The 25,008-nt window shown below is 62.1% G+C and carries 21 protein-coding genes; 11 read left to right on the top strand and 10 right to left on the bottom strand.

Features of this window, described 5'->3' with window-relative positions; genetic code table 11:
- The first annotated feature begins 102 nt into the window (after positions 1–102).
- Positions 103–1,080, top strand: a complete 978-nt coding sequence (locus Cth01_RS12265; protein WP_003064761.1) for a Bug family tripartite tricarboxylate transporter substrate binding protein — start codon at positions 103–105, stop codon at positions 1,078–1,080.
- A 90-nt stretch (positions 1,081–1,170) separates the two neighbouring features.
- On the opposite strand, the gene Cth01_RS12260 is transcribed toward Cth01_RS12265, so the two are convergent.
- The 3 genes from Cth01_RS12260 to Cth01_RS12250 form a co-directional block, all read right to left on the bottom strand.
- Positions 1,171–1,974: a hypothetical protein gene (locus tag Cth01_RS12260; RefSeq protein ID WP_045839326.1), complete on the bottom strand. Its 804-nt coding sequence runs from the start codon at positions 1,972–1,974 to the stop codon at positions 1,171–1,173.
- 164 nt (positions 1,975–2,138) lie between these two features.
- Complete coding sequence (locus tag Cth01_RS12255; protein ID WP_003064764.1) at positions 2,139–2,969, bottom strand: biotin--[acetyl-CoA-carboxylase] ligase; 831 nt, start codon at positions 2,967–2,969, stop codon at positions 2,139–2,141.
- 143 nt (positions 2,970–3,112) lie between these two features.
- Positions 3,113–3,619: an SET domain-containing protein gene (locus tag Cth01_RS12250; RefSeq protein WP_034351085.1), complete on the bottom strand. Its 507-nt coding sequence runs from the start codon at positions 3,617–3,619 to the stop codon at positions 3,113–3,115.
- A 117-nt stretch (positions 3,620–3,736) separates the two neighbouring features.
- On the opposite strand from Cth01_RS12250, the gene Cth01_RS12245 reads away from it, so the two are divergent.
- Complete coding sequence (locus Cth01_RS12245) at positions 3,737–6,661, top strand: DNA topoisomerase III (protein WP_012840372.1); 2,925 nt, start codon at positions 3,737–3,739, stop codon at positions 6,659–6,661.
- A 65-nt stretch (positions 6,662–6,726) separates the two neighbouring features.
- On the opposite strand, the gene Cth01_RS12240 is transcribed toward Cth01_RS12245, so the two are convergent.
- The gene (locus Cth01_RS12240; RefSeq protein ID WP_012840373.1) at positions 6,727–7,320 is read right to left on the bottom strand and encodes a TetR/AcrR family transcriptional regulator; all 594 of its coding nucleotides are present in this window, start codon (positions 7,318–7,320) and stop codon (positions 6,727–6,729) included.
- Between the two features lie 168 nt (positions 7,321–7,488).
- On the opposite strand from Cth01_RS12240, the gene Cth01_RS12235 reads away from it, so the two are divergent.
- From Cth01_RS12235 to Cth01_RS24005, 5 genes are all read left to right on the top strand, one after another.
- Entirely contained in the window at positions 7,489–8,733 is a 1,245-nt protein-coding gene (locus Cth01_RS12235) for a branched-chain amino acid ABC transporter substrate-binding protein (protein ID WP_045839325.1), read from the top strand.
- A 103-nt stretch (positions 8,734–8,836) separates the two neighbouring features.
- Complete coding sequence (locus Cth01_RS12230) at positions 8,837–10,486, top strand: acyl-CoA dehydrogenase family protein (RefSeq protein ID WP_045839324.1); 1,650 nt, start codon at positions 8,837–8,839, stop codon at positions 10,484–10,486.
- 17 nt (positions 10,487–10,503) lie between these two features.
- Positions 10,504–12,042: a class I adenylate-forming enzyme family protein gene (locus Cth01_RS12225; RefSeq protein WP_045839421.1), complete on the top strand. Its 1,539-nt coding sequence runs from the start codon at positions 10,504–10,506 to the stop codon at positions 12,040–12,042.
- A 106-nt stretch (positions 12,043–12,148) separates the two neighbouring features.
- Complete coding sequence (locus Cth01_RS12220) at positions 12,149–12,916, top strand: tyrosine-protein phosphatase (RefSeq protein ID WP_034351093.1); 768 nt, start codon at positions 12,149–12,151, stop codon at positions 12,914–12,916.
- Positions 12,917–13,029: 113 nt separating this feature from the next.
- Positions 13,030–13,203 (top strand): hypothetical protein, encoded by a 174-nt coding sequence (locus tag Cth01_RS24005; protein ID WP_169749766.1) that lies wholly within the window; start codon positions 13,030–13,032, stop codon positions 13,201–13,203.
- A gap of 68 nt (positions 13,204–13,271) precedes the next feature.
- Here the strand turns inward: Cth01_RS24005 and Cth01_RS12215 are convergent, their stop codons facing one another.
- Positions 13,272–15,581: an NADP-dependent malic enzyme gene (locus tag Cth01_RS12215; protein ID WP_012840379.1), complete on the bottom strand. Its 2,310-nt coding sequence runs from the start codon at positions 15,579–15,581 to the stop codon at positions 13,272–13,274.
- Between the two features lie 240 nt (positions 15,582–15,821).
- The gene (locus Cth01_RS12210; protein ID WP_233425160.1) at positions 15,822–17,336 is read right to left on the bottom strand and encodes a sulfatase-like hydrolase/transferase; all 1,515 of its coding nucleotides are present in this window, start codon (positions 17,334–17,336) and stop codon (positions 15,822–15,824) included.
- A 141-nt stretch (positions 17,337–17,477) separates the two neighbouring features.
- On the opposite strand from Cth01_RS12210, the gene mnmE reads away from it, so the two are divergent.
- Positions 17,478–18,905 carry a tRNA uridine-5-carboxymethylaminomethyl(34) synthesis GTPase MnmE gene (gene mnmE / locus Cth01_RS12205; RefSeq protein ID WP_045839322.1) on the top strand — a complete coding sequence of 476 codons (1,428 nt, stop codon included), beginning with the start codon at positions 17,478–17,480 and terminating at the stop codon, positions 18,903–18,905.
- 89 nt (positions 18,906–18,994) lie between these two features.
- On the opposite strand, the gene yidC is transcribed toward mnmE, so the two are convergent.
- From yidC to rpmH, 4 genes are all read right to left on the bottom strand, one after another.
- On the bottom strand, positions 18,995–20,707 hold the full coding sequence (gene yidC / locus Cth01_RS12200) for a membrane protein insertase YidC (RefSeq protein WP_012840382.1): 1,713 nt from the start codon (positions 20,705–20,707) through the stop codon (positions 18,995–18,997).
- Complete coding sequence (gene yidD, locus Cth01_RS12195) at positions 20,704–21,003, bottom strand: membrane protein insertion efficiency factor YidD (protein ID WP_003064792.1); 300 nt, start codon at positions 21,001–21,003, stop codon at positions 20,704–20,706. The genes yidC and yidD overlap by 4 nt, the downstream gene beginning before the upstream one ends.
- Entirely contained in the window at positions 21,000–21,557 is a 558-nt protein-coding gene (locus Cth01_RS12190; RefSeq protein ID WP_045839321.1) for a ribonuclease P protein component, read from the bottom strand. Before Cth01_RS12190 ends, yidD begins: the two co-directional genes overlap by 4 nt.
- Before the next feature lie 64 nt (positions 21,558–21,621).
- Positions 21,622–21,756, bottom strand: a complete 135-nt coding sequence (rpmH, locus tag Cth01_RS12185; protein WP_003060014.1) for a 50S ribosomal protein L34 — start codon at positions 21,754–21,756, stop codon at positions 21,622–21,624.
- A 44-nt stretch (positions 21,757–21,800) separates the two neighbouring features.
- On the opposite strand from rpmH, the gene Cth01_RS12180 reads away from it, so the two are divergent.
- From Cth01_RS12180 to dnaN, 3 genes are all read left to right on the top strand, one after another.
- The gene (locus Cth01_RS12180; protein WP_034382419.1) at positions 21,801–22,034 is read left to right on the top strand and encodes a hypothetical protein; all 234 of its coding nucleotides are present in this window, start codon (positions 21,801–21,803) and stop codon (positions 22,032–22,034) included.
- Between the two features lie 215 nt (positions 22,035–22,249).
- Entirely contained in the window at positions 22,250–23,656 is a 1,407-nt protein-coding gene (gene dnaA, locus Cth01_RS12175; RefSeq protein WP_003064795.1) for a chromosomal replication initiator protein DnaA, read from the top strand.
- A gap of 182 nt (positions 23,657–23,838) precedes the next feature.
- Positions 23,839–24,960 carry a DNA polymerase III subunit beta gene (dnaN, locus tag Cth01_RS12170; RefSeq protein WP_003064798.1) on the top strand — a complete coding sequence of 374 codons (1,122 nt, stop codon included), beginning with the start codon at positions 23,839–23,841 and terminating at the stop codon, positions 24,958–24,960.
- Positions 24,961–25,008: the final 48 nt, after the last annotated feature.

Raw genomic sequence — 25,008 nt, 5'->3', positions numbered from 1 at the left:
TCGCTTACCCTAGAATCAATTCGATCATGGGTTGTCTGAAGAGTCGCTATTTGCGCTCCGCAAGACAGCAATTTGGAATCACTGGATCCTGGGAGCTTTTTGATGCAACGACGTCAATTCATCTACACCGCCGCTGCTGCCGCAGCCGCTTCTTCTTTCTCCGGCATGAGCATGGCGCAGGACACATCGCGTCCTCTGCGCATCGTCGTGCCCTTCCCCGCTGGCGGCCCCACCGACATGGTGCCCCGCAATATGCAGGACGTGCTGATCAAGCTGCTGGGCGGCCAGGCCGTGGTGATTGAAAACAAGGCCGGCGCCGGCGGCTCCATCGGCATGGCAGAAGTGGCTCGCGCCACCGATGGCGTGACGTTCGGTATTGCCACCCTGTCCACCCATGGTGTGAACCCCGCCGTGTTCAAGAAGCTGCCTTACGACGCGATCAACGACTTCGTGGGCGTGACCGAGATCGTCAAGGCCCCCGGCGTGCTGGTGATCAACCCCAAGCTGATTCCCGTGAAGACTTTTGCCGAGTTTGTGGCCTACCTCAAGGCCAACCCCGGCAAGGTGTCCTATGCCACCCCCGGCAACGGCACCATCGGCCATATGTGGGGCGCCCAGTTCCTCAAGAGCACGGGCACCGAAATGCACCACATCCCCTACCGTGGCTCGGCTCCTGCCATCAACGACGTGCTGGGCAACCAGGTTCCCGTGTACTTCGATCAGGTGAACTCGTCCCTGCCCCATATCAAGTCGGGCAAGGTGCGCGCCCTGGCCGTGTCCTGGCATGAACGTCTGGACGTGCTGCCCGATGTGCAGACCTATGCGCAGGCCGGTCACCCCGACCTGAACGAGCCTTCCTGGTTCGGCCTGGTGGCCCCCAAGAACACGCCCGCCGCACAAGTGGAACGTGTGCAAAAAGCCATCATTGCCGCACTCAAGGACCCCGCCGTCAAGCAGCGCATGGCTGCTCAAGGCCTGTACCCCTCGGGCACATCGAGCGCCGACTTCACCAAGCAGATCGCCAGCGAAGTGGCCAAGATGAAGAAGCTGGCCGCCGTCGCCAATATTCATCTGGACTAAAAACAGGAGCTGGTTGCGCTTGTCGCAACTGGTTTTCCAATACAAAAGGCCTGCAAATGCAGGCCTTTTTTGCGATAGCAGCTACGAAAATTACTTGGCACAGGCCTGCAAGGCCTTGGGCACCAGATTCTTGCCAGCCAGCGCCGCCACTTCGTTGCGCAAGGTCGGCGTGGCCTTGGGCAGACGCAGCGCATAGGTCGTCACATCGGGGCGCTCCTGCACCACTCGCGCGGTGCGCACGCCCTGGCGCGCGAAAGTCGCCAGCTGGCGCTGGGCGGCTTCTTCCGTCGAAAAACGCCCCAGCGACAGACCGGGCTCGAAGCTGCCGCCGGCGCGGTCGAAGTCGATATTCATCAGGCGCAACTCGCCGCGCTTGCGGTCCATGAATTCGGCGTCCGGGAACTTGCCCATATAGACCATCCAGCGCCCGCCCTGATGGCTGGCCACCAGCTCCCAATCGCTCTTGGACTTGCCCGCCAGCGCACGGCGAATGCTGTCGGCCTGTCCCTCTTCGATGCCGTTGGCCTGATAGCAGGCCTCGGGCTCCTTGATGGCGGTCTTGGCATCCTTTGTGTCCTTGGCGTCCTTGGTTTCCCTGGCCGCGACGGTTGCAGCTTCGGGCTTGCCATCCGACTTGCTTTCGGGAGCGGCGGGCGGCGCGCTGTCGTCCACCGCAGGCGCTTCGGGCTCCATAGTCTTTGCCGGTTCAAAAGCCGGAGCTTGTGCCGCTTCGGGCTGCTGCAGCACCAGGGCATCCGGCCTGATCTGCTCCTGAAGGCGCTGCGGCTCGGACTGCAACTCCGGCGCCAGCCCCATGCCGGCCAGATAGCCGTGGCTCCACATGTAGTAACCCGCGTTGCCCAGCAGCAAGAGCAGGAAAACGATTCTCAGCATAGGTTTCTCACATCAGTTATCCATGGGCTGCAGCCGCTCGCGGGCAGCCGAGCAAGGGCCTGGGCGGCCCCGCCGCCCCGCAGCGAGGGCTGCGTCCTTCTCCCCTGGCGCGCAGCGCGTAGAGAGAGGAGGAAGGCGCAAAGCGCCTCAGGAGGTGCTTCATTTCAAGCCTGCAGCGGGCTGCCAGCCGGACGCACGCTGATTTCAGAACTGGTCACGGCTTGCAGCCCGGTCGCTGTACGCACCAGAAAGCCGCCATCGGCAGCCACACCCTGAGCCATGCCGCTCGTGCCGTCGCTCAGATTCACCTCGCGTCCGGCCAGCAGGTCGCGCTGGGCAAAGCGCTGCATCAGCGGGGCAAAGCCATGCCGGGCAAAGCTCTGCACCTCGGCCACCAGGTTGGGCAATATGCAGGCCAGGGCCGTAGGCGCATCCAGTGCGGCATCAAGCTCCTGCAGGCAGGCCGGGGCCGTGCGCATGCCGTCACCGGGACGGGGACGCACATTGATGCCGATACCGATCACCACATAGCGCGGAGCCGTCATATCGTGCTGTTGGCCGCCGACAAAGCTGGCGGTCTCGATCAGAATGCCGGCCAGCTTGCGGTCGCCCTCCAGCCACAGATCGTTGGGCCATTTGATGCCGATCTTGGGCGCGGCCCCCGCTGCGGGAAGCTGGGGCTGCAGGCTCTCGGCCACGCTCACGCCCACTGCCAGCGACAGCCCCGACCAGTCGCGCGGTGCCAGCGGCAGGCCCAGCGAGAACATCAGCGAATCACCGACGCCGCTGACCCAGTTGCGGCCCAGGCGGCCTCGGCCCTGGGTTTGCTGCTCGGCAATCAACAGCACCGGATCCGTCAGCCCGTCGCGTGCGCGGCGCATGAGTTCGGTATTTGAGGAGTCGATGGTCGGCAGCACCTCGACCGTAAAGCCCGGCAACTGCGGTGCAATGGCTTCCCACAAGGCTTCGGCATTCCAGTGAATCGGCTGAGTCATTTTTCTTTATCCAAAATTTCTATGCAGCTAGCACGCCTTGAACAAGGCATGCTCCAACTCAGAGACGCCGAGAAAGAGCCGCCTCGCGGCGATGGCGTCGTCCCCCTCCCGCGAAGCGAGAGAGGGGGAAGCGGCAAAGCCGCTCAGGGGGTGCCGTGAGGCATCGGCGGTTTCCAGCCCCTTTTCGGCGCCAGCATGGTGCCGCGGCAGTTCGCAGCGCCGCAGTAGCAGGCATATTCAGCCTTGAGCTTGGCCGTATAGCGCTCCTCCACCATCAGGCCATAGTCGTAGTTCAGTTCTTCGCCCGCTGCAATATTGCGCAGCGCCACGATATAGACGCGACCGTCGATCTCGTCGGTGTAGCAGTTGGGCGCGCAGCTGTGGTTGATCCAGCGCGAGGAATTGCCCTTGTGCGTGGCATCTATCACCCGCTCATCGTCGACCTGAAAGTAAAAAGTGTGATTGGGCTGGCTGGGATCATGCGGATGACGGTCCTGCGCCTCCTGCCAGTCAATCACTTCACCCACGTACTCAATAATGGTTTCGCCTTCCGCAATATCCTGCGCGGCGAAAACGCCTTTGCCATGAACGCCGGAGCGCCGGGTCTGGATGCGTCGGCCCGTTGAAGAGGCCAGTGATGTGCGGGGCATGTTTTCTCTGATACTTTGAATATGCACACATGTGCGCATGCGCGCGCGTGAGAAGCGAATTGTATGAGCCTGAGTTTCGATTCGGGTTCAGGTGGTTAATGACGACGAGAACACACAATGACTAAAACCCTGGTGATTGCAGAGAAGCCTTCTGTCGCACAGGACATCGTCCGTGCGCTGACCCCGGTGGCAGGCAAGTTCGAAAAACACGATGACTACTTCGAATCCGACAGCTATGTGGTGACCAGTGCGGTCGGCCACCTGGTGGAGATTCAGGCGCCCGAAGAATTCGATGTCAAGCGCGGCAAATGGAGTTTTGCCAATCTGCCGGTCATCCCCCCGCGCTTCGACCTCAAGCCCGTGGACAAGACCAAGACCCGCCTGAACGCCGTGGTCAAGCAGGCCAAGCGCAAGGATGTGACCGAACTCATCAACGCCTGTGACGCGGGCCGCGAGGGTGAGCTGATCTTCCGCCTGATCGAGCAATACGCGGGCGGCGCCAAGGGCGGCCTGGGCAAACCCGTCAAGCGCCTGTGGCTGCAGTCCATGACGCCGCAGGCGATTCGCGACGGCTTCAACAATCTGCGCAGCGATGCCCAGATGCAGGGCCTGGCCAGCGCCGCGCGCAGCCGCTCCGAAGCCGACTGGCTGGTGGGCATCAACGGCACGCGCGCCATGACGGCCTTCAACTCGCGCGACGGCGGCTTCTTCCTGACCACCGTGGGCCGCGTGCAGACACCCACCCTGTCCCTGGTGGTGGAGCGCGAGGAAAAGATCCGCAAATTCGTCAGCCGCGACTACTGGGAAGTGCACGGCACTTTCGACGCCCAGGCCGGCCAGTACCTGGGCAAGTGGTTCAACCCGCAGTGGAAGAAATCGGACGATGCCGAGGCCAAGGCCGACCGCCTGTGGAACAAGGCCGATGCCGAAGCGATTGCCGCCGCCGTGCAGGGCAAGCCGGCCCAGGTGACCGAGGAAAGCAAGCCCACCACCCAGGCTTCGCCCCTGCTGTTCGACCTGACCAGCCTGCAGCGCGAGGCCAACGGCAAGTTCGGCTTCTCGGCCAAGACCACGCTGGCGCTGGCGCAAAGCCTGTACGAGCGCCACAAGGCCCTGACCTACCCACGTACCGACTCGCGCGCCCTGCCCGAGGACTATCTGCCCGTGGCACGCCAGACCTTCGACATGCTGGCCACCAGCGGCATGCGACATCTGGCGCCCTTTGCCCAGCAGGCCATCAACGACAACTACATCCGCCCCACCAAGCGCGTCTTCGACAACAGCAAGGTGTCGGATCACTTTGCCATCATCCCGACCACGCAGGCCCCTTCGGGCCTGTCGGAAGCCGAACAGAAGCTGTACGACCTGGTCGTGCGCCGCTTCATGGCCGTGTTCTTCCCCAGCGCCGAATACCAGGTCACCACACGCATCAGCAAGGTGGAACAGCACAGCTTCAAGACCGAGGGCAAGGTGCTGGTCAAGCCGGGCTGGCTGGCCATCTACGGCAAGGAAGCCGCCAACGAGGTGGAGGACGCCAAGGAAGGCGACAAGGGCCAGCCCCTGGTGGCCGTGCAGCCCGGCGAGCAGCCGCGCACCCACCACGCCGATGTCAAGGGCCTCAAGACCAAGCCGCCGGCACGCTACTCCGAAGCCACGCTGCTGGGCGCCATGGAAAGCGCCGGCAAGCAGATCGACGACGACGAGCTGCGTGAAGCCATGCAGGAAAAAGGCCTGGGCACGCCAGCCACGCGCGCGGCCATCATCGAAGGCCTGCTGACGGAAAAGTACATGCTGCGCGAAGGCCGCGAGCTGATCCCCACGGCCAAGGCCTTCCAGCTGATGACGCTGCTGCGCGGCCTGGAAGTCGAGGAGCTGTGCCGCGCCGACCTGACCGGCGAATGGGAATTCAAGCTGTCGCAGATGGAAAAAGGCCAGCTCTCGCGCGAAGCCTTCATGCAGCAGATCCAGGCCATGACCGAGAAGCTGGTCAAGAAGGCCAAGGAATACGACCGCGACACCATTCCCGGCGACTACGCGACGCTCTCCACGCCCTGCCCCAACTGCGGCGGCGTAGTCAAGGAGAACTACCGCCGCTATGCCTGCACGGGCGCCAATGGTGCCAGCGAAGGCTGCGGCTTCTCGTTCACCAAGTCGCCGGCCGGCCGCACCTTCGAGACGGCCGAGGCCGAGCAGCTGCTGCGCGAGCGCCGCATCGGCCCGCTGGAGGGCTTCCGCTCCAAGGCCGGCTGGCCGTTCGTGGCCGAGGTCGCCATCGTGCGTGACGAGGAAAACAGCAACTTCAAGCTGGAATTCGACTTCGGCGACGACAAGGACTCCGAGGACACGGGCGAGATCGTGGACTTTGCCCACCAGCAAAGCCTGGGCCCCTGTCCCAAGTGCGGCTCGCCCGTCTTCGAGCATGGCGCCAACTATGTCTGCTCCAAGGCCGTGCCCACGCTGGCCCAGACCACGCCCAGCTGCGACTTCAAGAGCGGTCAGATCATTCTGCAGCAGCCCATCGAACGCGAGCAGATGAGCAAGCTGCTGCAGACCGGCAAGACCGATCTGCTGGAGAAGTTCGTCTCCAACCGCACGCGCCGCAACTTCAAGGCCTTCCTGGTCTGGGATGGTGCTGCGGGCAAGGTGAACTTCGAGTTCGAGCAGCGCGAAGGCAAGTACCCGGCACGCAAGACTGCCGGCGCAGCGGCGGCCAAAACCACGACAGCTGCCGCCAAGAAGACAGGCACGGCAGCCAAGAAGACCGCCGCCAAGACAGCGACCAAGACCGCAGCGGTGAAGAAGCCCCGCACCGTGAGCGCCACGCTCAAGCCCAGCGCCGACCTGGCCGCCGTGATCGGCAGCGAACCCACCTCGCGCCCCGACGTGATCAAAAAGCTCTGGGACTACATCAAGGCCAACGGCCTGCAGGACGCCAAGGACAAGCGCGCCATCAACGCCGACGCCAAGCTCAAGCCGGTGTTCGGCAAGGAGCAGATCAGCATGTTCGAGCTGGCCGGCATTGTGGGCAAGCATGTGAGCTGATCGCCAGCCCTGCCGCAATGACCAACGAGGACCGCCGCGGCTTGCCGCTGGCGGTCTTTTTCATTTCAGGCAGCGCAGCGCAAGGCGTTCAGATAACCGGATATGGCCGTGTTGGCGCGCTGGCGCAGCAAGTCCAGATCCGGCGGTGCATCGGCGGCCAGATAGCTGTGATTGAACAGGCCGTACAGAATGCACTGGCTCACCCGTGCAGCATCGCGCACCGGGTAGTCCGGGGGCAGATCGACGGCCTGCTCTATGGCTGCGGCCCAGGCATCCACAAAGCGTTCGAACATCTTGCGGTAGGCCTCGGAAGTGGAGTAGTGGCGCTCCAGCAGATAGTGGGCACCCCATTCATCTGCCCGCTCGCGGTGCGCCTGCAGCTGTGACTCGATCACCGCCTCGGCAATCTGCATCAGCGGCTGGCCCGAATGACTGCCGGTCACGCCGCGAATGCCCAGCAGCAGCGACTTGGAGCGCAGATGCAGGCAGACCTTGGCCAGATCTTCCTTGCCCGAGAAGTACTCGTAGAAGCTGCCCAGCCCGGTGCCCGCCACCAGGACGATCTCGCGCACGGTGATTTCCGCGTAACTGCGCTCAAGCAAAAGCCGAACAAAGGCGTCCTGCAGGGCCTGAAACGTCTGCCGCGCGCGGGACTGCAAAGGGCGGCGACGCCCTGCTGTCGCGGTCGAAGGAGTGCGTGGTTTCATGCTGGCCAAATCCGAACACCTTTTTTGCACGGTTTCCTAGAATTTTTGACAGGTACCTCGATGCCATTGTGCATTGCGGCCTGGCGAATAAAAAATTCCTATGAGAGGACGGAGACAAGCATGCACCCTCGTATTTCCACTCCCCTGGCGGCAGTGGCTCTGGCCTGCGCATCACTCGTTCACGCGCAGCCGGCCACGGTGGTGAAGATTGCCTCGCTGGATGCCATGAGCGGCCCCATGGCGGGGCTGGGCCTGAACATACTCAAGAGCTTCCAGTACAGCGCCAAGCTTGCCAACGAGCAAAGCTGGGCCGGTGCCGTGAAGTTCGAGGTCGTGCCCTTCGACAACCGCCTCTCCGCACAGGAGGCGCTGAGCCAGCTCAACTCCATCATCGGACAGAACATCCGCTATGTGGTGCAGGGTGCCAGCTCCTCGGCCGTGGGCCTGGCACTGCAGGAAGCCATCGAAAAGCACAACAGCCGCAACCCCGGCAAGGAAATCATCTATCTCAACTATGCTGCCCAGGCACCGCAGATGACCAATGCCAGGTGCAGCTACTGGCACTTCCGCACCGATGCGAACTCGGACATGAAGGTGGCCGCGCTGACCTCCTATCTGGCCGGGCAAAAGCAGGTGAAGCAGGTCTTTCTGCTCAACCCCAACTATGCCTATGGCCAGGAAGTCTCGCGCGCCGCACGCAGCATGCTGGCGGCCAAGCACCCCGACCTGAAGATCGTGGGCGATGACTTCCACCCGCTGGGCCAGGTCAAGGATTACTCCCCCTATATCGCCAAGATCAAGCAATCCGGGGCCGATGCCGTCATCACTGCGGACTTCGGTGCCGATCTGGCGCTGATCGTGCGGGCTGCGCGCGAAGCTGGCTTGAGCACGGACTTCTATACCCTCAACGGCAACAACTTCGGCGTTCCCAGCGCCATGGGGGCAGCAGGGCAAGGCAGGGTCAAGCTGATCTCGGCCTTCAGCCCCAACTCTGAGCCACTGGCCAGCAACCCGCTGCTGCCGGGCTTCAAGCGCCAGTTCAACGAGGACTTCATCAACGGCCTGGGCCACAACGCCATGCTGATGCTGGCCCAGGCCATTCGCGAGACCAAGTCCGTGGAACCTGCCGCCGTCGCGGCCAGGATGTCGGGCATGCGCTTCGAGGGCATCAACGGCCCCGTGGAAATGCGCAAGAGCGACCACCAGGCCCAGCAACCCATCCATGTGCTGAGCTGGGAAAAAGTGGACGGCAAGGCCGTGGTGCATGACCAGGAAGGAACGGGCCTGGGATGGAAGCCCGTGAGCACGGTTTCCGCACAGGCGGCCAGCCTGGACACCAGCTGCAAGATGAAGCGGCCATCCTGAACCCGCACCCTGGCGGCCCCTGACCGCCAGTTGCGCATGACATAGAAATCACAAAGCCCTGCGCCCTGCTGCGGGCAGGGTCACATAGCAAGGAAGAGACATCATGACTGGCATCCATCCCCATAACCAGGCTCCGGAGCTCAAGGACTACAACGTCTACACCAGCGACCCGGTGCTGCAGCGTGCCGTGACACGCGGCGGCGCACAGTGGCGCGACCCGGAGCTGCAACGCCAGGGCGCGGAATACGGCGCCGAAGCCACGCTGCGCGCCGCAGAAGAAGCCAATCACTTCGAGCCCGAACTGCACACGCATTCGCCCTCGGGCGACCGTATCGACCAAGTGCGCTTTCATCCCGCATGGCACCAGATGATGACGATTGCACGGCGCAACGGCATCTCCAACCTGCCCTTCACCGACAAGCGGCCAACGGCCTGGGCCGCCTATGGCGCATCGCTGTTCATGCACAGCCAGATCGAGTCCGGCTCGACCTGCCCGACGACCATGACCAAGGCCAGCATTCCGCTGGTGCGCATCAACCCGCAACTCAATGCGGTGCTGGGGCCGCTGCTGGAATCCACTGACTACGACGCGCGCGACATCCCCGCCGAGGGCAAGCGTTCCATCACCGTGGGCATGGGCATGACGGAGCGCCAGGGCGGCAGCGATGTGCGCAGCAACACCACACGTGCCGTGGCCCTGAACCCATCGGGCAACAGCGGCCCTTGGGGCGAGGAATACCTGATCACCGGCCACAAGTGGTTCTTCTCGGCCCCCATGTGCGACGGGCATCTGGTGCTGGCCAAGACCGAGGAGCGCGGCCCCACCTGCTTTTTCGTGCCACGCTGGCGGCCCGACGGCAGCAAGAACGCCATTCATATCCAGCGCCTCAAGGACAAGGTGGGCAACCGCTCCAACAGCAGCAGCGAAGTGGAGTTCGACAACGCCTGGGGCGTGCTCATAGGCCAGGAAGGCCGGGGCATTTCCACCATCATCGAAATGGCCACCTACACCCGCCTGGACTGTGCGCTGTCCAGTGCAGGCTTCATGCGCCAGGCCCTGGTGCAGGCCCTGCACTACACGCACAACCGCCATGCCTTCGGCCTGCCCCTTGTAGAGCAGCCGGTGATGACCGGCCTGCTGGCCGATATGGCATTGGAATCCGAAGCCGCCACCTGGCTGGCCATGGATCTGGCCGCACGCTTTGGCTCCGAAGACCCTCTGGATCAGGCCTGGCGCCGCATCGTCACGCCTGCCGCCAAATTCTGGAACTGCAAGCGTGCCGTGGGCTACACCGGCGAAGCCATGGAAGTCTTCGGCGGCAACGGCTATGTGGAGACCGGCCCCATGGGGCGCTTGTTCCGCGAAGCACCCGTCAACTCCATCTGGGAGGGGTCGGGCAACGTCATGTGCCTGGATGTGCTGCGCGCCATTGCCCGCAATCCGGACGACGCCCATCTGCTGCTGGACCATCTGCGTGAAGTCGGCTCAGAGGACGCCGTGCTGCGTGCGCAGGTGGACAAGCTGCGCGAGGCCGTCACCCTACCCCCGCAGGATCTGGAGCGCGAAGCGCGCCGCTTCACCCAGCGCCTGGCCACCACGGTGCAAGCCACACTGATGCTGCAGCATGCGGGCAGCGACAGTGCCTCGGCCTTCATCGGCAGCCGCTTCGACCCGGACTGGGGCCCGGTGGCAGGTGTTGCCTGCGGCAGCAGCGACCCAGCCGCCCTGCTGCGCAATGCCTGGACTGGCTGAGGAGGACGCCAGCAATGATGAATTTCATTTCCCTGCTTGACCAGCAGGCACGCACTCGCCCCGAAAAACTGGCGCTGCGCGCCGACGGTCAGGACTGGAGCTATGCCGCGCTGGCGCAGGCCGGCCGCCGAGCCGCCACCGTGCTTTATGAGCAAGGCGTGCGCCAGGGCGACAAGCTAGGCCTGCTGTGCTTCAACACCCCGGGCTTTGTGTTTGCGCTGCTTGGCGCCTGGCGGCTGGGCGCGGTCGTCGTGCCCATCAACCACAAGCTGCAGGCCCCGGAAGTCAGCTACATACTGCGTCACTCGGGTGCCCGCCTATGTCTGGTGGATGGTGCGCGCGCCTCGCTGATCGCCGCCATCCAGGCCGAACCACAGCCGCCGGCCGACATGCAGTGGCTGAGCACAGCTTCTGCCGCCGAAGGCGTGGACTGCTTCGATGAGCTGCTGGCGCAGGCTGCGCCCTGCGGCGACGAGCATGGCCGACCTGCGCCACACGCTCTGGCCGAGATTCTCTACACCTCCGGCACCACGGGCCAGCCCAAGGGCTGCCTGCACAGCCATGCCAATGTCTTCCATGCCGCCCTGTGTGCAGCGGCGGCCACCTCGCTGGCGCCCACGGAGCGCACGCTGATCGCCATGCCCATCTGGCACTCGTCGCCGCTGAACAACTGGTTCCTGGGCACTTTGCTCATGGGCGGCACCGCTGTACTGATGCGCGAATATGCGCCCAGGGAGTTTCTGGAAACGCTGGAGCGCGAGTGCATCAGTTTCACCTTTGGCGCACCGATTGCCTTTCTGGCACCGCTGTCCGTGGTGCCCGATGTGGCCAGCTACGACTTCAGCGCCATGCGATTGTGGGCCTACGGCGGCGGCCCGCTGGGCGCGGACATGGCACGCAAGCTGGCTCAGGTCTATCGCAGCGACCGCTTCATGCAGGTCTATGGCATGACCGAATCAGGCCCTCTGGGCACCGTGCTCTACCCCGAAGAGGCCGTGGCCAAGGCGGGCTCCATAGGTCGCTGCGCCATACCCGGCGTTGAACTGGAAGTGCGCCGTCAGGACGGCGGCCTGTGCGACCCCGGCGAAGTGGGCGAGATCTGCCTGCGCTCTGCGGCCATGATGCAAGGCTATCTGGACAACCCCGAGGCCACGGCCGCCGTGCTGGACGACCAGGGCTGGTATCGCAGCGGCGACCTGGCGCGCGTGGACGAGGACGGCTATCTCTACATCGTGGACAGACTCAAGGACATGATCGTCACCGGCGGCGAGAACGTCTACTCCAAGGAAGTGGAAGACGTGCTCTGCACCCACTCCGATGTGCAGGACGTGGCCGTCATCGGCCGCCCTCATCCCGAATGGGGCGAGACCGTGGTGGCGGTGCTGACCCTGAAGCCTGGCAAGACGCTGGTCCATGAAGATCTGCGCCAGTTCATGGAAACCAGGCTGGCTCGCTACAAGATTCCGCGCATCTTCGAAGTCCGTGACACGCTGCCGCGCACCGCGACCGGCAAGCTGCTCAAGCACATGCTGCGCGGCAGCACGACCAGCCACTGAGGTCAAAGGCAGGCGGCGCTTTTCGTCGGGGCCGACGATGCATGCGCCGCCGCTGGGTAACACGGATGACATGGACGGGTCTTTGCAATCCGCTATAAGCAGTGATATGCAACTGAACCACGACCTGCTGACGGAGCGCCCAGCGCGCCAAGTCTCCCTCTCGGGAGCCTCCAATTTCCGTGATCTGGGCGGATATCGGGGCCTGGACGGCCGCCGCCTGCAATGGGGCAAGCTGTACCGCTCCGCCCATCTGGCGCATCTGACGCAGCAGGATCTGGAACAGCTGCAAAAGCTGGGCATCCACCGCAGCGCGGACTTTCGCGGCGAAGGCGAAAGCGCGCATCTCTCCTATGACTGGCCCAGGATCGAACGCCATGCCCTGGTCGTCGAGCCCACGGTAGTGCAGCGCGCCCAGTCCATGATGGAGCAGGGCCGCAACCTCAGCAGCCGCGATACCGAGGAGCTGATGCATGACACCTACCGCAGCTTTGTGAACGTGTACGGCAATCGCTTTGCACAGTTCCTCGCGCTGCTGCAGCTCAGCGATGCGCCGCTGGTCTTTCACTGCACGGCCGGCAAGGACCGCACGGGCTGGGCCGCTGCCCTGCTGCTGACGGCGCTGGGTGTGGACGAGGAGCAGATCATGGAAGACTATCTGCTGACCAATCAATACTTCAGACGCCCCGCCCAGATGTACGGCCAGCTGTCCGAAGAGGCTCTGGACGCGCTGTGGCGCGTGCAGCCGTCCTACCTGATGGCCTCGGTCGATGTGGTGCGCGCCCAGCATGGCAGCGTGGACCGCTATCTGACCCAGGTTCTGGGTATAGACGGTGCTGCACGCGAGCGGCTGGCCGAGCTGTATCTGGAGACCTGATCAAATTTGATAGCTGCCAATGCTTATCCTGAATTGGTTTCATACCAATTTCAGGCATAACAAGCTGTTACGGCAGGGTATCTTCGGCCCGCTACCATGGGCCATAAGCCGCAATGGATGCGGACAAGGAAATGCAGATGCGCAAATGGCTCACCCTGGCCGCAGCAGCCGCCACGCTGGCGCTGACGGCCTGCTCCGGCACCATGCCGGCCTCCTCCAGCTCCAGCGGCTCCAGCAGCGTGGAAATCTTTGGCACGGTGGACACAGGCGTCAGCCGCACCTGGTAGGCCCCGCCGCAGGCACAGAAAAGCCCGCCGTGCATGGAGCACGGCGGGCTTTTGTTTTTACCGCGTAATTAACGGCTGACGTTGGCGTCGGCCACGGTCAGCGCCGTCATGTTCACGATACGGCGTACCGTGGTGCTGGGCGTCAGCACATGCACGGGCTTGGCCGCACCCAGCAGCACCGGGCCCACGGCAATGCCGCCGCCGGCAGCCTGCTTGAGCAGGTTGTAGCTGATGTTGGCGGCGTCGATGTTGGGCGACACCAGCAGGTTGGCATCACCCAGCAGCGTGCTGTTGGGCATGAGCTTGGCGCGGGCCTTGCCGTCCAGGGCCACATCGCCGTGCATTTCGCCATCCACTTCCAGCCATGGCGCCTGCTCGCGCAGCAGCTCCAGGGTCTGGCGCATCTTGACGGCGCTGGGCTGGTTGCTGGAGCCGAAGTTGGAGTGGCTCAGCAGCGCAGCCTTGGGCTTGATGCCGAAGCGCATCATTTCCTCGGCGGCCATGATGGTGATCTCGGCCAGTTGCTCGGCCGTGGGGTCGTAGTTGACGTGGGTGTCCACCAGGAACACCTGGCGCTCGGGCAGCAGCAGGCCGTTCATGCAGGCATAGGTGGCCACGCCGCTGCGCTTGCCGATGACCTGATCGATGTAGTTCAGGTGCACATTGGTGTTGTTCCAGGTGCCGCAGATCAGGCCGTCGACCTCGCCCTTGTGCAGCAGCATGGAGCCGATCAGCGTCAGGCGGCGGCGCATTTCGATCTTGGCGATGGGCGCGGTGATGCCCTTGCGCTCCGTCATGCGGTGATAGCTCTGCCAGAAGTCGCGGTAGCGCTCGTCATGCTCGACGTTGACCACGTCGTAGTCGGCGCCTTCCTTCATGCGCAGGCCGAACTTCTCGATGCGCTGGGCAATGATGGCGGGGCGGCCGATCAGTGTCGGGCGGGCAATGCGTTCGTCCACCACGATCTGGGCCGCGCGCAGGATGCGCTCTTCCTCGCCCTCGGCATAGGCCACGCGCTTCTTGGTGGCCTTCTTGGCGGCGTGCACGATGGGCTTCATCATGGTGCCGGAGGCGTATACAAAGGTCTTCAGATGCTCGCGATAGGCATCCATGTCCTGGATGGGGCGCTTGGCCACACCAGCTTCGGCCGCAGCCTGGGCCACGGCTGGCGCCACGATCAGCATCAGGCGCGGATCGAAGGGCTTGGGAATCAGGTACTCGGGGCCGAAGCTCAGCACTTCGCCCACATAGGCGGCTGCCACTTCTTCGGACTGCTCGGCCTGGGCCAGCGCGGCAATCGCGTGCACGCAGGCGATCTCCATCGAGGTGGTGATGGTGGTCGCACCGCAGTCCAGCGCGCCACGGAAGATGTAGGGGAAGCACAGGACGTTGTTGACCTGGTTGGGGTAGTCCGTGCGGCCCGTGGCGATGATGGCGTCGTCGCGCACCGCCTTCACATCTTCAGGAATGATTTCCGGGTTGGGGTTGGCCAGCGCGAAGATGATGGGCCTGGCCGCCATCTTCTTGACCATGTCCTGCTTGAGCACGTTGCCGGCGGACAGGCCCAGGAAGGCGTCGGCGCCCTCGATCACCTCACCCAGCGTGCGCAGCTCGGTCTTCTGGGCAAACAGCGCCTTGTCCGGATCCATCAGCTCGGTACGGCCCTCATAGACCACGCCGGCAATGTCGGTCACGAACACGTTCTCGCGCTTCAGACCCACTTCCAGCAGCAGGTTCAGGCAGGCCAGAGCCGCGGCGCCGGCGCCCGAAGCCACCAGCTTGACCTCTTCGATCTTCTTGCCCGCGACCTTGAGCGCGTTGACCATGGCCGCTGCCACGGTGATGGCCGTGCCGTGCTGGTCGTCGTGGAAGACGGGAATGTTCATGCGCTTGCGCAGCTCGCGCTCCACGAAGAAGCACTCGGGCGCCTTGATGTCTTCAAGGTTGATGGCGCCGAAGGTGGGCTCCAGCGCAGCAATCACGTCGACCAGCTTTTGCGGATCCTTCTCGTCGATCTCGATATCGAACACATCGACGCCGGCGAACTTCTTGAACAGTACGCCCTTGCCCTCCATCACGGGCTTGGAGGCCAGCGCACCGATGTCGCCCAGGCCCAGCACTGCCGTGCCGTTGGAGATCACGCCCACCAGGTTGCCGCGGCTGGTGTATTTGAAGGCCGCAGCGGGGTCCTTGACGATTTCCTCGCAGGGCGCAGCCACGCCGGGTGAGTAGGCCAGGGCCAGATCATGCTGATTGGCCATGGGCTTGGTTGCCGTGATGGCCACCTTGCCGGGCTTGGGGAACTCGTGATACTCCAGTGCCGCCTGACGCAGCAACGCACGTTTATCAATCGAGGTAATGGGCTTGGTGTCGGACATCAGCGGTCTCCAGCTCGCAAAGTAAGTCATCCGCAGTAAGGACTCTCTATGGGCACACAGCCCGGCCCCTGCGCTCCTGCGGACGATGAAATCGGATTTTGGATTGTAGGCCGAGTGCTATCAAAAAAAGAGGGGGTGCAGCTCGGCGTTTAAGGTCAAACAGCCATGACTGTTCAATAACAATGCAAACAAAATCATAACATTATGCGAACAATGCATAACACATGGAGATTTTGCACCTCAGGGCGTGCAGGCATCGTCGCGATAGAGCTCGGCATAAGGCACGCCATCGAAATGCAGCTTCCGGCTGTCCTGCAAATGCGGCATCGCCGTGCTGGCTTCGTATCCCTGAGCTGCAATCAATATCTCGGGCGCCAGAGTCGTGCTATGTGCCATAGGACTTTCAGAGATCGCCACCTCTTCACTCCCTTGTAGACTCCTCATTGTCTCGTTCGCCCAATATGCCAGTGGCACCTCCAGCACTGACTGATCATTGCCCTGGCGAGGGCTGTCCACACAAGGAGGAACTCCAAGGCCATGATCAGACACGTAAAGCAGCGCGCTGGGCGCGTCAGACGCTTCATCCAGCATGCGAATCCAGTCGGCGAGCAGGTCCGAGGTATAGCGAATCGAGTTATCGTATGCATCTGCGCCCTCATAGCGGGAACGAGGGTAGCGCTGGGAGATATCGGGATGACTGCCATAGGTATGAAGAACCACTAGCTTATGTGACGCTTCATCCGCCAGCGACTTCTCCAGCCAAGTCGTCATCACTTCGTCATGTGCCCCATTGCCCACCTTGGCATAGACATCCGCAGAGCGACGCAATATCTGCGAGTACATATCCTCGCTCTTGTCATTGAATCTGGAGTTGGAAAAGACAAAGGTCTTGTAGCCAGCATGCCGAGCCAAATCCAGGAACGAAGGCGAGGCATTTTTCTGGCTGTCGAAAGCAGACTGCCCCGTCAAAATATAGGGCAGTGCCTTTGCCGTGTTGAAGCCATGAGCCATGACCTTGTAGGTACGCAAACCGGAAACCTGCCTCAGTGACTGATTGGTATCGTCTTCCTGATAGCCCAATAGTGACCAGCGATGGCTGCTGGCACTCTCACCAATAATCACTACCAAGGTGTTCGCCTGAGATGCACTTGGCCTGGCAGGCAGTGTCGGCTGATAGAAAACCTCTTTTTCCAGATCGCCATAACGCACTGCAGCCTTGGCCATATGCATGGGGTAGATATGACGCAGTTTATGCACATAGTCATTGACGGTGAACTGCTGAGTCATGCCAAAGGCAAAAAAACTGGTCCAGAGCAATCCTATGCCCAGCAGTATTCTTTTCTCCCATTTCTGAAATGGAGCTGCTCCAGCCTTGCAGTTTTTAAAGAGAAAGTAGCCACATCCGAAACTTGCCACCAGCCAGCACAGCACGACAAGAATCATCTGGCGATTGATGGAGTTCAGGAACTCGGCAGCCTCATGAGCTTCGGTGCGCAGCAGCGTGGCAAGGGAAAACTCATCGATCATGTTTCCCAAAAACTGGGCATGAAAAATATTCGCAGCGCCGATAAAAATCAGAAGTGGAATACAGATCGCCAGAGACTTTCGGGACAGCGCCAAAGGATAGAAGAACAGCGCGGCCAACAGCGTGTAGCCCACTTCTTTTCCATATGAGCGAATGAGAAACGGAGGTGAAAAAAGCAATATCCAGGCGATTAGAGAGCCCAGTCTCATTGCAAAGGCAGATATATTCATATTTCGTGACAGATTTGTGACGATTGTATGAAATACTTCTTTTGTTAAATAGCCGCCCAAGCAGCGCTCACCACTGACTTTCTAGGACTTGACCCGCAGGGCTATGATTCGCGGCTTCTCTTCTCGACCGAAAGTCCGCCCATGCTGCCCCGCCACAACGACCCGATTGCCGCCATTGCCACCGCTCCGGGGCGTGGTGCCGTGGGCATTGTTCGGGTCTCCGGCAAAGGCATTGCTGCGCTGGTACGGACGCTTTGCGGCAAGGAGCTGAAACCGCGCGAAGCGACTTATCTGCCCTTCAGGGACGCGGGCGGCTCGCCCATAGACCATGGCCTGGCCATCTACTTTCCCGGCCCGCACAGCTACACGGGCGAGGATGTGCTGGAACTGCAGGCCCATGGCGGCCCCGTGGTGCTGCAGTTGCTGCTGGCACGCTGTCTGGAAGCAGCACAGAGCGCCAATGAAGACGGCAAGCCGGTGCTGACTGGGCTGCGCCTGGCCCAGCCCGGCGAGTTCACCGAGCGTGCTTTTCTCAACGACAAGATCGACCTGGCCCAGGCCGAGGCGATTGCCGACCTCATCGATGCCAGCACCGAAGCCGCCGCGCGCAGTGCCAGCCGTTCGCTGTCCGGCGCGTTTTCGCAGGAAATCCATGTGCTGCGCGATGCCCTGGTGCATCTGCGCATGCTGGTGGAGGCCACACTGGACTTCCCCGAGGAGGAAATCGACTTTCTGCAGAAGGCCGATGCCTTTGGCCAGCTGGAGCGCCTGCGCGCCCAGGTCACTGCCGTGCTGGCACGCGCCCATCAGGGCGCGCTGCTGCGCGAGGGCATCAAGGTGGTGATTGCCGGCCAGCCCAATGCGGGCAAAAGCTCGCTGCTCAACGCGCTGGCGGGCGCCGAGCTGGCCATTGTCACCCCCATTGCCGGAACCACGCGCGACAAGGTGCAGCAGACGATTCAGATCGAGGGCGTGCCCCTGCATGTGATCGACACCGCAGGCCTGCGTGACAGCGATGACGAGGTGGAGCGCATCGGCATTGCACGCGCCTGGGACGAGATTGCAGCGGCCGATGCCGTGCTCTTCCTGCACGACCTGACCCGCGTGGAACAGGCCGACTATGCGGCAGCCGATGCCGATATCGCCCACACCCTGCAGGACAAGCTGCCCGCGCAGGTACCGGTCATCCATGTCTGGAACAAGACCGATATGGCGGCTGCCGACGTGCAGTCCCGCCACACCGCCCAGCTGAATACCGAGCAGATCGCCTTGTCGGCCCGTACCGGCGATGGCCTGGATGCGCTGCGCAAGCGCCTGCTGGAAGTGGCGGGCTGGCAATCCGCCCCCGAAGGCCTGTACCTGGCCCGCGCCCGCCATGTGGAAGCCCTGCAGGCCGTGGATGCCCATCTGGAGATGGCCGACGAGCAACTGGCCGCTCAATCCGCCCATCTGGACCTGCTGGCCGAGGAGCTGCGCCTGGCCCAGCTGTCGCTGAACTCTATTACCGGCGAATTCAGCTCCGACGACCTGCTGGGGGTGATCTTCTCCAGCTTCTGCATTGGCAAGTAAAGCGGCCGGCAGGCCCGCTGCACTACTCAAGCGGGCATAAAAAAACGCCACCTTTTCAGGTGGCGTTTTTGCTGGCGCTGGCGCCGTGCTTACTTGCCTTCGGCAGCCTTGCCGAACTTCGGCAGGTTGAACTGAGGCGGCACGCCCATGCGCTTGTTGATGATCCACTGCTGAGCGATCGACAGAATGTTGTTCGTCAGCCAGTACAGCACCAGACCCGAGGGGAAGAAGAAGAACATCACGCTGAACATCAGCGGCATGATCCACATCATCTTGGCCTGCATGGGGTCAGGAGGAGCAGGGTTCAGGGCGGTCTGCAGCAGCGAGGACAGAGTCATCAGCAGCGGCAGGATGAAGAAGGGATCCGGCACCGAAAGGTCATGAATCCAGCCAATCCAGGGCGCGTTGCGAATTTCCACGCTGGATTGCAGCACCCAGTACAGAGCCATGAAGACAGGGATCTGAATAACGATGGGCAGGCAGCCGCCCATGGGGTTGACCTTCTCCTCGCGGTAGATGCGCATCATCTCCTGCTGCATCTGCTGGGGCTTGTCCTTCAGACGCTCGCGCATTTCCTGAATGCGGGGGTTGATGGCCTTCATCTTGGCCATCGAGGAGTAAGCCTTGGCGTTGAGCCAGTAGAAGGCAATCTTCAGCAGCACCACCAGGGCCACGATGGACCAGCCCCAGTTGCCGATGAACTTGTGCAGCTCGGACAGCAGCCAGTACAGCGGCTTGGCCAGAATCGTCAGCCAGCCATAGTCCTTGACCAGTTCCAGACCGGGCGAGAGCTTTTCCAGCATGGGCTCGACCTGAGGGCCGGAGAACAGGCGCGAGCTCACGGTCTTGGTCTGGCCGGGCTCCACGGTGCCCACGGGCGTGATCATGCCCACGGCGTAGAGGTTGTCACCCACCTTGCGCACGAAGTTGTCACGCTGGATGCCGTCGGCCAGCAGCCAGGCGCTGGCGAAGTAGTGCTGCACCATGGCCACATAGCCATTGGAGGATGCCTTGTCGACTTCGGCCTTGCCGTTCTCGATGTCCTTGAACTCGACCTTGTGGTACTTCTTGGCTTCGGTATAGACGGCCGGGCCAGTGAAGGTGGAGTAGAACGTGGACTCATGCTCGGGCTTGTTGCCGTCGCGCACCAGCTGCATGTACAGCTGGGGGTTCACGGCGGCAGAGCCGGTGTTGACCACATCGTGCTGCACATCGACGGCATAGGAGCCGCGCTTGAGCGTGAAGGTCTTGACCAGCTTCACGCCACCCTGGTCGGCCGACTCGAAGCGCACTTGCACGCTGTCCTGACCGTCCTTGAGCTCGCGCTCGCCGGGCATCACGGTCATGGGAGTCTTGTGCGTGGGGAAGTTGCCGCCGATCAGGCCGGTCTGACCCAGATACACACGCTTGGCGTTTTCCTCGAACACCTGCATGAGCTTCTTGTCATCCACGGTGTCGGAGTACTTGAGCAGCTCGGAAGCTTTCAGCGTGCCACCTTCGCTATCGAAGGTCAGACGCATCACATCGCTGCCCACGATCACGTCCTGACGGGGCGTCACGGCTGCTGCGGGCTGAGCCGCGGCATTGGCGGCACCGGGCACATCGCCGGCAGAAGCTGCTGCCGCGGGCTGGGGCACGCTGACGTCAGCAGGCTTGACATCGGCCGCAGCAGGCGCGCTGACCGTCTGCGGCGATGGGAAGAAGGTGGGCTTTTTGCCGTTATGGATTTGCCACTTGTCCCAGAGCAAAACCATGGAAAAGCCAAATATCACCCACAGTATGGTGCGGCGAATATCGTTCATGAAGACTTCTTAGGTGAGGAAGGTTGGGTGGTCGCGGAAGAGTCCGAGGCATCGTCCAGAAAGGAAAACAGCCTGGGCTTTTGCTGTGGCACGGGATCATGCCCTCCGTCACACCACGGATGACAACGCGCCAGCCGGCGCACCGTCAGATAAGAGCCTACCGCAGCGCCGTGTTGCTCCAGCGCTTGAAGGGAATAGGCCGAGCAGGTCGGCTCGAAGCGACAGGCCGAGCCCAGCCAGGGACTGAGCAGCAGCCTGTAGCCACGCACTACAGCCATGAGCAGTCGCTGCATCATGGCTGGTTCTCCGGCTGATTCGCTATCAAATCAGTAGCTTCTTGCGCTTTACCATCAATGGCTTGAGGTGAATTCTTCTTCAAATCCACCTCCGCCTCGGCGGTCTGACGGGCCTGCGTCAGGCGGCGCGCCCCGGTCGCAAAAAGCTGTTGCAGTTCCTTGCGGACCGCTGCCTTGAGCTGATCCGAAGTTGCACTGACGAATTGCTTACGGTCAAACCCCGAGCGCAGGCGCACCACATAGGAAGCACACAGCAGGGCGTCTTCGTACTCCGAGGACACCGCGTAGATCTGGCGCTTGATGGTGTGGCGCGTGACCGAGCGGCGTGCCCAGCGCTTGGGCACCATGGCACCCAGCCAGGCCTGCTTGCGCACGGCACCAATGCCAAACAGGGCCTGCGGATCGTTCGATCCGGGCCCTGTCCTGGGGTTGGCAACCATGTCGGGAACCTCGGCCACCAGCTCCATGCGATGCAGGGCGAAGTGCGGGGTACGGGCAATCGTGCCCGCGGACATGGTGGCCTGGAATTGCGGACGCGTTTTCAGCCTTTGCATAGGAGAGCCTCCGTTCAGAGGCCTTCAGCGCAGCGAATGAGCAGACCGCTAGCCAACGCCGGCCTTAGACGGCCAGACGCTTGCGGCCCTTGGCGCGACGTGCGTTGATCACGGCACGGCCACCCTTGGTCTTCATGCGGACCAGGAAACCGTGGGTACGGGCGCGGCGGATCTTGGAAGGTTGGTAAGTACGTTTCATGTTGGTTCCTTGAGAAGGTTCAGTATTTGCGTCGGCAAGGCGCCATGTCTGCGCCCGACCATTCCGGTTTTGCGCCGCACACTGTCACCGCCAAACCCGATATTTTTTCACATGCCGTGCATGTCATCGGACCAGAAGGCAACAAACGGAACAAAGCACCCGCCACAGCGCTAAAGCAACTGGGCGCGCGCGCACAAAAAAGGCGCCCGGCTCATATCACCCTGAACACATTCAGGGAAACCGGGGATTATCACAGCGTTGCGCCTTTGATGCAATGACCCTTGAATTTGCTAAGGACTCACGGGGTATCCCGTCAAGCACCTGCGCAGCCCAGAGATTCTTTACAAACAGCAGGCGGCCAATCTATTAGGATGTGCAGCCTATAACGCACCGGAGTCGGGGACAGCCTTCTGATATTTTGTGGATAACTTCCGCAAAAGCTACAATACCAACCCCGCAACTGTTCCTCCTATCCACAATTAGACTTTTGACAATGACAGAGGAACCAACCAATGATGCAGGCCAGGCCCTGTGGCAAGTCTGCGTTGAGCAACTGGGTCAGGAGCTGCCAGAGCAGCAATTCAACACCTGGATCAAGCCGCTGACGGCACTCGTTGCAGAAGATTTTTCCAAGGTCACCGTCTATGTGGCCAACCGCTTCAAGCTGGACTGGATCCGTGCCCAGTATGCGGGCCGCATCTCGGCCATGCTGGAGTCGCTCTACGGCCAACCCGTCACTCTTGAGTTAGCACTTGCTCAGCGGGAAAGCGTTGTTCGTACTTATGTGCGCCCTCCTTCATCGACTCAGCAGGCTGCACCGCAAACGCACAATGTCGCCGTGCCTACCGTCACCAGCGAAGAGGCCAGCGCACCGGTTTTCCGCACCCGATTGAACCCGGCTCTCACCTTCGAGACGCTGGTCGAAGGTACGGCCAACCGCATGGCGCGCTCGGCCGCCATGCATGTGGCAGGCTCGCCCGGTCATCTCTACAACCCGCTGTTCATCTATGGCGGTGTCGGTCTCGGTAAGACCCACCTGGTGCATGCTGTGGGTAACCAGCTGCTCAAGGACAAGCCCGACGCCAAGATTCTCTACATCCACGCCGAGCAGTTCGTCTCGGATGTGGTCAAGGCCTACCAGCGCCGCACCTTCGACGAGTTCAAGGAACGCTACCACTCGCTCGACCTGCTGCTGATCGACGATGTGCAGTTCTTCGCCAACAAGGACCGTACGCAGGAAGAATTCTTCAATGCCTTCGAGGCCCTGCTGGCCAAGAAGAGCCATATCGTGATGACGTCCGACACCTACCCCAAGGGTCTGGCCAATATTCACGAGCGCCTGGTCTCGCGCTTCGACTCCGGCCTGACGGTGGCCATCGAGCCGCCCGAGCTGGAAATGCGCGTGGCGATTCTGATCAACAAGGCCCGTGCCGAGAACGCCGACATGCCCGAGGAAGTTGCCTTCTTCGTGGCCAAGAACGTGCGCTCCAACGTGCGTGAGCTCGAAGGCGCGCTGCGCAAGATCCTGGCCTATTCGCGCTTCAACCAGAAGGAAGTGTCGATCCAGCTGGCCCGCGAGGCGCTGCGCGATCTGCTCAGTATTCAGAACCGCCAGATTTCTGTGGAAAACATCCAGAAGACGGTGGCCGACTACTACAAGATCAAGGTGGCCGACATGTATAGCAAGAAGCGTCCGGCCAGCATTGCCCGGCCGCGCCAGATTGCCATGTACCTGGCCAAGGAGCTGACGCAAAAAAGCCTGCCCGAGATCGGCGAGCTGTTCGGCGGCCGCGACCACACCACGGTGCTGCACGCCGTACGCAAGATTGCGGGCGAGCGCCAGACCAACACCGAGTTGAACCAGCAGCTGCATGTGCTGGAACAAACGCTCAAGGGTTAAGAGCGTGTTCACGATCTGCTCGCGCCGACGTAGAGATCATGACCACGCTCGGAAAAACTCCCCCATGAATGTCACTCACACAGGGCAAAATGGGGAATTCACGCGGCATGAGGGAGCGTCCGCCCAGCCCTGCGGATGCCGCCGCGTCAAAACAAATGCGCACTTAAATCACTGAGGTTGACATGATCGTCCTGAAAGCCACACAAGACAAAGTTCTCGCGGTCCTGCAATCGGTGGCCGGCATTGTCGAGCGCCGCCACACGCTGCCCATTCTGGCCAATGTGCTGATCAAGAAGACCGGCAATGCACTGCAGCTGACAACCAGCGATCTGGAAATCCAGATCCGCACCACGGCCGAGCTGGGCGGCGACGCCGGCGACTTCACCACCACCATCGGTGCCCGCAAGCTGATCGACATCCTGAAGACCATGCCCGGCGACCAGACCGTGAGCCTGGAGACGCAGCAGTCCAAGATGATTCTGAAAGGCGGCAAGAGCCGCTTCACGCTGCAGACCCTGCCCGCCGAAGACTTCCCGCTGGTACAGGAATCGGCCGCCTTCGGCCCCGCTTTCAGCGTGCCGCAGAAGGTGCTCAAGGACCTGCTGGGCCAGGTCTCCTTTGCCATGGCCGTGCAGGACATCCGCTACTACCTCAACGGCATTCTGTTCGTCGCCGAAGGCAACACCCTGAGCCTGGTGGCCACCGACGGCCACCGCCTGGCCTGGGCCAGCGCCACGCTGGACGTGGAAGTGCCCATCAAGCAGGAAGTGATTCTGCCGCGCAAGACCGTGCTGGAGCTGCAGCGCCTGCTGTCGGACGCCAGCGGCGAGAACCAGCCCGTCATCGAGATGCAGTTTGCCAACAACCAGGCCAAGTTCACCTTTGGCGGTATGGAGTTCGTGACCAAGCTGGTCGAGGGCAAGTTCCCCGACTACAACCGCGTCATCCCGCGCAACCACACCAACAGCGTGACCCTGGGCCGCGCCCCGCTGCTGGCATCGCTGCAGCGCACGGCCATCATGACCAGCGACAAGTTCAAGGGCGTGCGCCTGTCGGTCGAGCCTGGCACGCTGCGCGTGGCGTCCAACAACGCCGAGCAGGAAGAGGCCATGGACGAACTCGACATCGACTACGGTGGCGACACCATCGAGATCGGCTTCAACGTGACCTATCTGATCGACGTGCTCACCAATATGAGCCAGGACATGGTCAAGATCGATCTGCAGGACGGCAACAGCTCGGCGCTGGTGACCATCCCCGAGAACGAAAGCTTCAAGTACGTCGTGATGCCCATGCGCATCTGAGTGGACCGAACGCAGCCAGCCATTTCATTGCCTGAAATAACAGGAGCA

Origin of the sequence: Comamonas thiooxydans (assembly GCF_000964545.1) — a bacterium.
GTDB classification, from domain to species: Bacteria; Pseudomonadota; Gammaproteobacteria; order Burkholderiales; family Burkholderiaceae_C; genus Comamonas; species Comamonas thiooxydans.
The sequence above is the reverse complement of the archived record's forward strand: the minus strand, read 5'-3'. Positions and strand labels throughout refer to the sequence as shown.

What these genes read in the sequence shown, in the direction of transcription:
- Cth01_RS12265 (WP_003064761.1), top strand. Translation starts at nt 103, where the DNA reads ATGCAACGACGTCAATTCATCTACACCGCCGCTGCTGCCGCAGCCGCT.
- Cth01_RS12260 (WP_045839326.1), bottom strand. Translation starts at nt 1,974, where the DNA reads ATGCTGAGAATCGTTTTCCTGCTCTTGCTGCTGGGCAACGCGGGTTAC.
- Cth01_RS12255 (WP_003064764.1), bottom strand. Translation starts at nt 2,969, where the DNA reads ATGACTCAGCCGATTCACTGGAATGCCGAAGCCTTGTGGGAAGCCATT.
- Cth01_RS12250 (WP_034351085.1), bottom strand. Translation starts at nt 3,619, where the DNA reads ATGCCCCGCACATCACTGGCCTCTTCAACGGGCCGACGCATCCAGACC.
- Cth01_RS12245 (WP_012840372.1), top strand. Translation starts at nt 3,737, where the DNA reads ATGACTAAAACCCTGGTGATTGCAGAGAAGCCTTCTGTCGCACAGGAC.
- Cth01_RS12235 (WP_045839325.1), top strand. Translation starts at nt 7,489, where the DNA reads ATGCACCCTCGTATTTCCACTCCCCTGGCGGCAGTGGCTCTGGCCTGC.
- Cth01_RS12230 (WP_045839324.1), top strand. Translation starts at nt 8,837, where the DNA reads ATGACTGGCATCCATCCCCATAACCAGGCTCCGGAGCTCAAGGACTAC.
- Cth01_RS12225 (WP_045839421.1), top strand. Translation starts at nt 10,504, where the DNA reads ATGAATTTCATTTCCCTGCTTGACCAGCAGGCACGCACTCGCCCCGAA.
- Cth01_RS12220 (WP_034351093.1), top strand. Translation starts at nt 12,149, where the DNA reads ATGCAACTGAACCACGACCTGCTGACGGAGCGCCCAGCGCGCCAAGTC.
- Cth01_RS24005 (WP_169749766.1), top strand. Translation starts at nt 13,030, where the DNA reads ATGGATGCGGACAAGGAAATGCAGATGCGCAAATGGCTCACCCTGGCC.
- Cth01_RS12215 (WP_012840379.1), bottom strand. Translation starts at nt 15,581, where the DNA reads ATGTCCGACACCAAGCCCATTACCTCGATTGATAAACGTGCGTTGCTG.
- Cth01_RS12210 (WP_233425160.1), bottom strand. Translation starts at nt 17,336, where the DNA reads ATGAATATATCTGCCTTTGCAATGAGACTGGGCTCTCTAATCGCCTGG.
- mnmE (WP_045839322.1), top strand. Translation starts at nt 17,478, where the DNA reads ATGCTGCCCCGCCACAACGACCCGATTGCCGCCATTGCCACCGCTCCG.
- yidC (WP_012840382.1), bottom strand. Translation starts at nt 20,707, where the DNA reads ATGAACGATATTCGCCGCACCATACTGTGGGTGATATTTGGCTTTTCC.
- yidD (WP_003064792.1), bottom strand. Translation starts at nt 21,003, where the DNA reads ATGATGCAGCGACTGCTCATGGCTGTAGTGCGTGGCTACAGGCTGCTG.
- Cth01_RS12190 (WP_045839321.1), bottom strand. Translation starts at nt 21,557, where the DNA reads ATGCAAAGGCTGAAAACGCGTCCGCAATTCCAGGCCACCATGTCCGCG.
- rpmH (WP_003060014.1), bottom strand. Translation starts at nt 21,756, where the DNA reads ATGAAACGTACTTACCAACCTTCCAAGATCCGCCGCGCCCGTACCCAC.
- Cth01_RS12180 (WP_034382419.1), top strand. Translation starts at nt 21,801, where the DNA reads ATGTCTGCGCCCGACCATTCCGGTTTTGCGCCGCACACTGTCACCGCC.
- dnaA (WP_003064795.1), top strand. Translation starts at nt 22,250, where the DNA reads ATGACAGAGGAACCAACCAATGATGCAGGCCAGGCCCTGTGGCAAGTC.
- dnaN (WP_003064798.1), top strand. Translation starts at nt 23,839, where the DNA reads ATGATCGTCCTGAAAGCCACACAAGACAAAGTTCTCGCGGTCCTGCAA.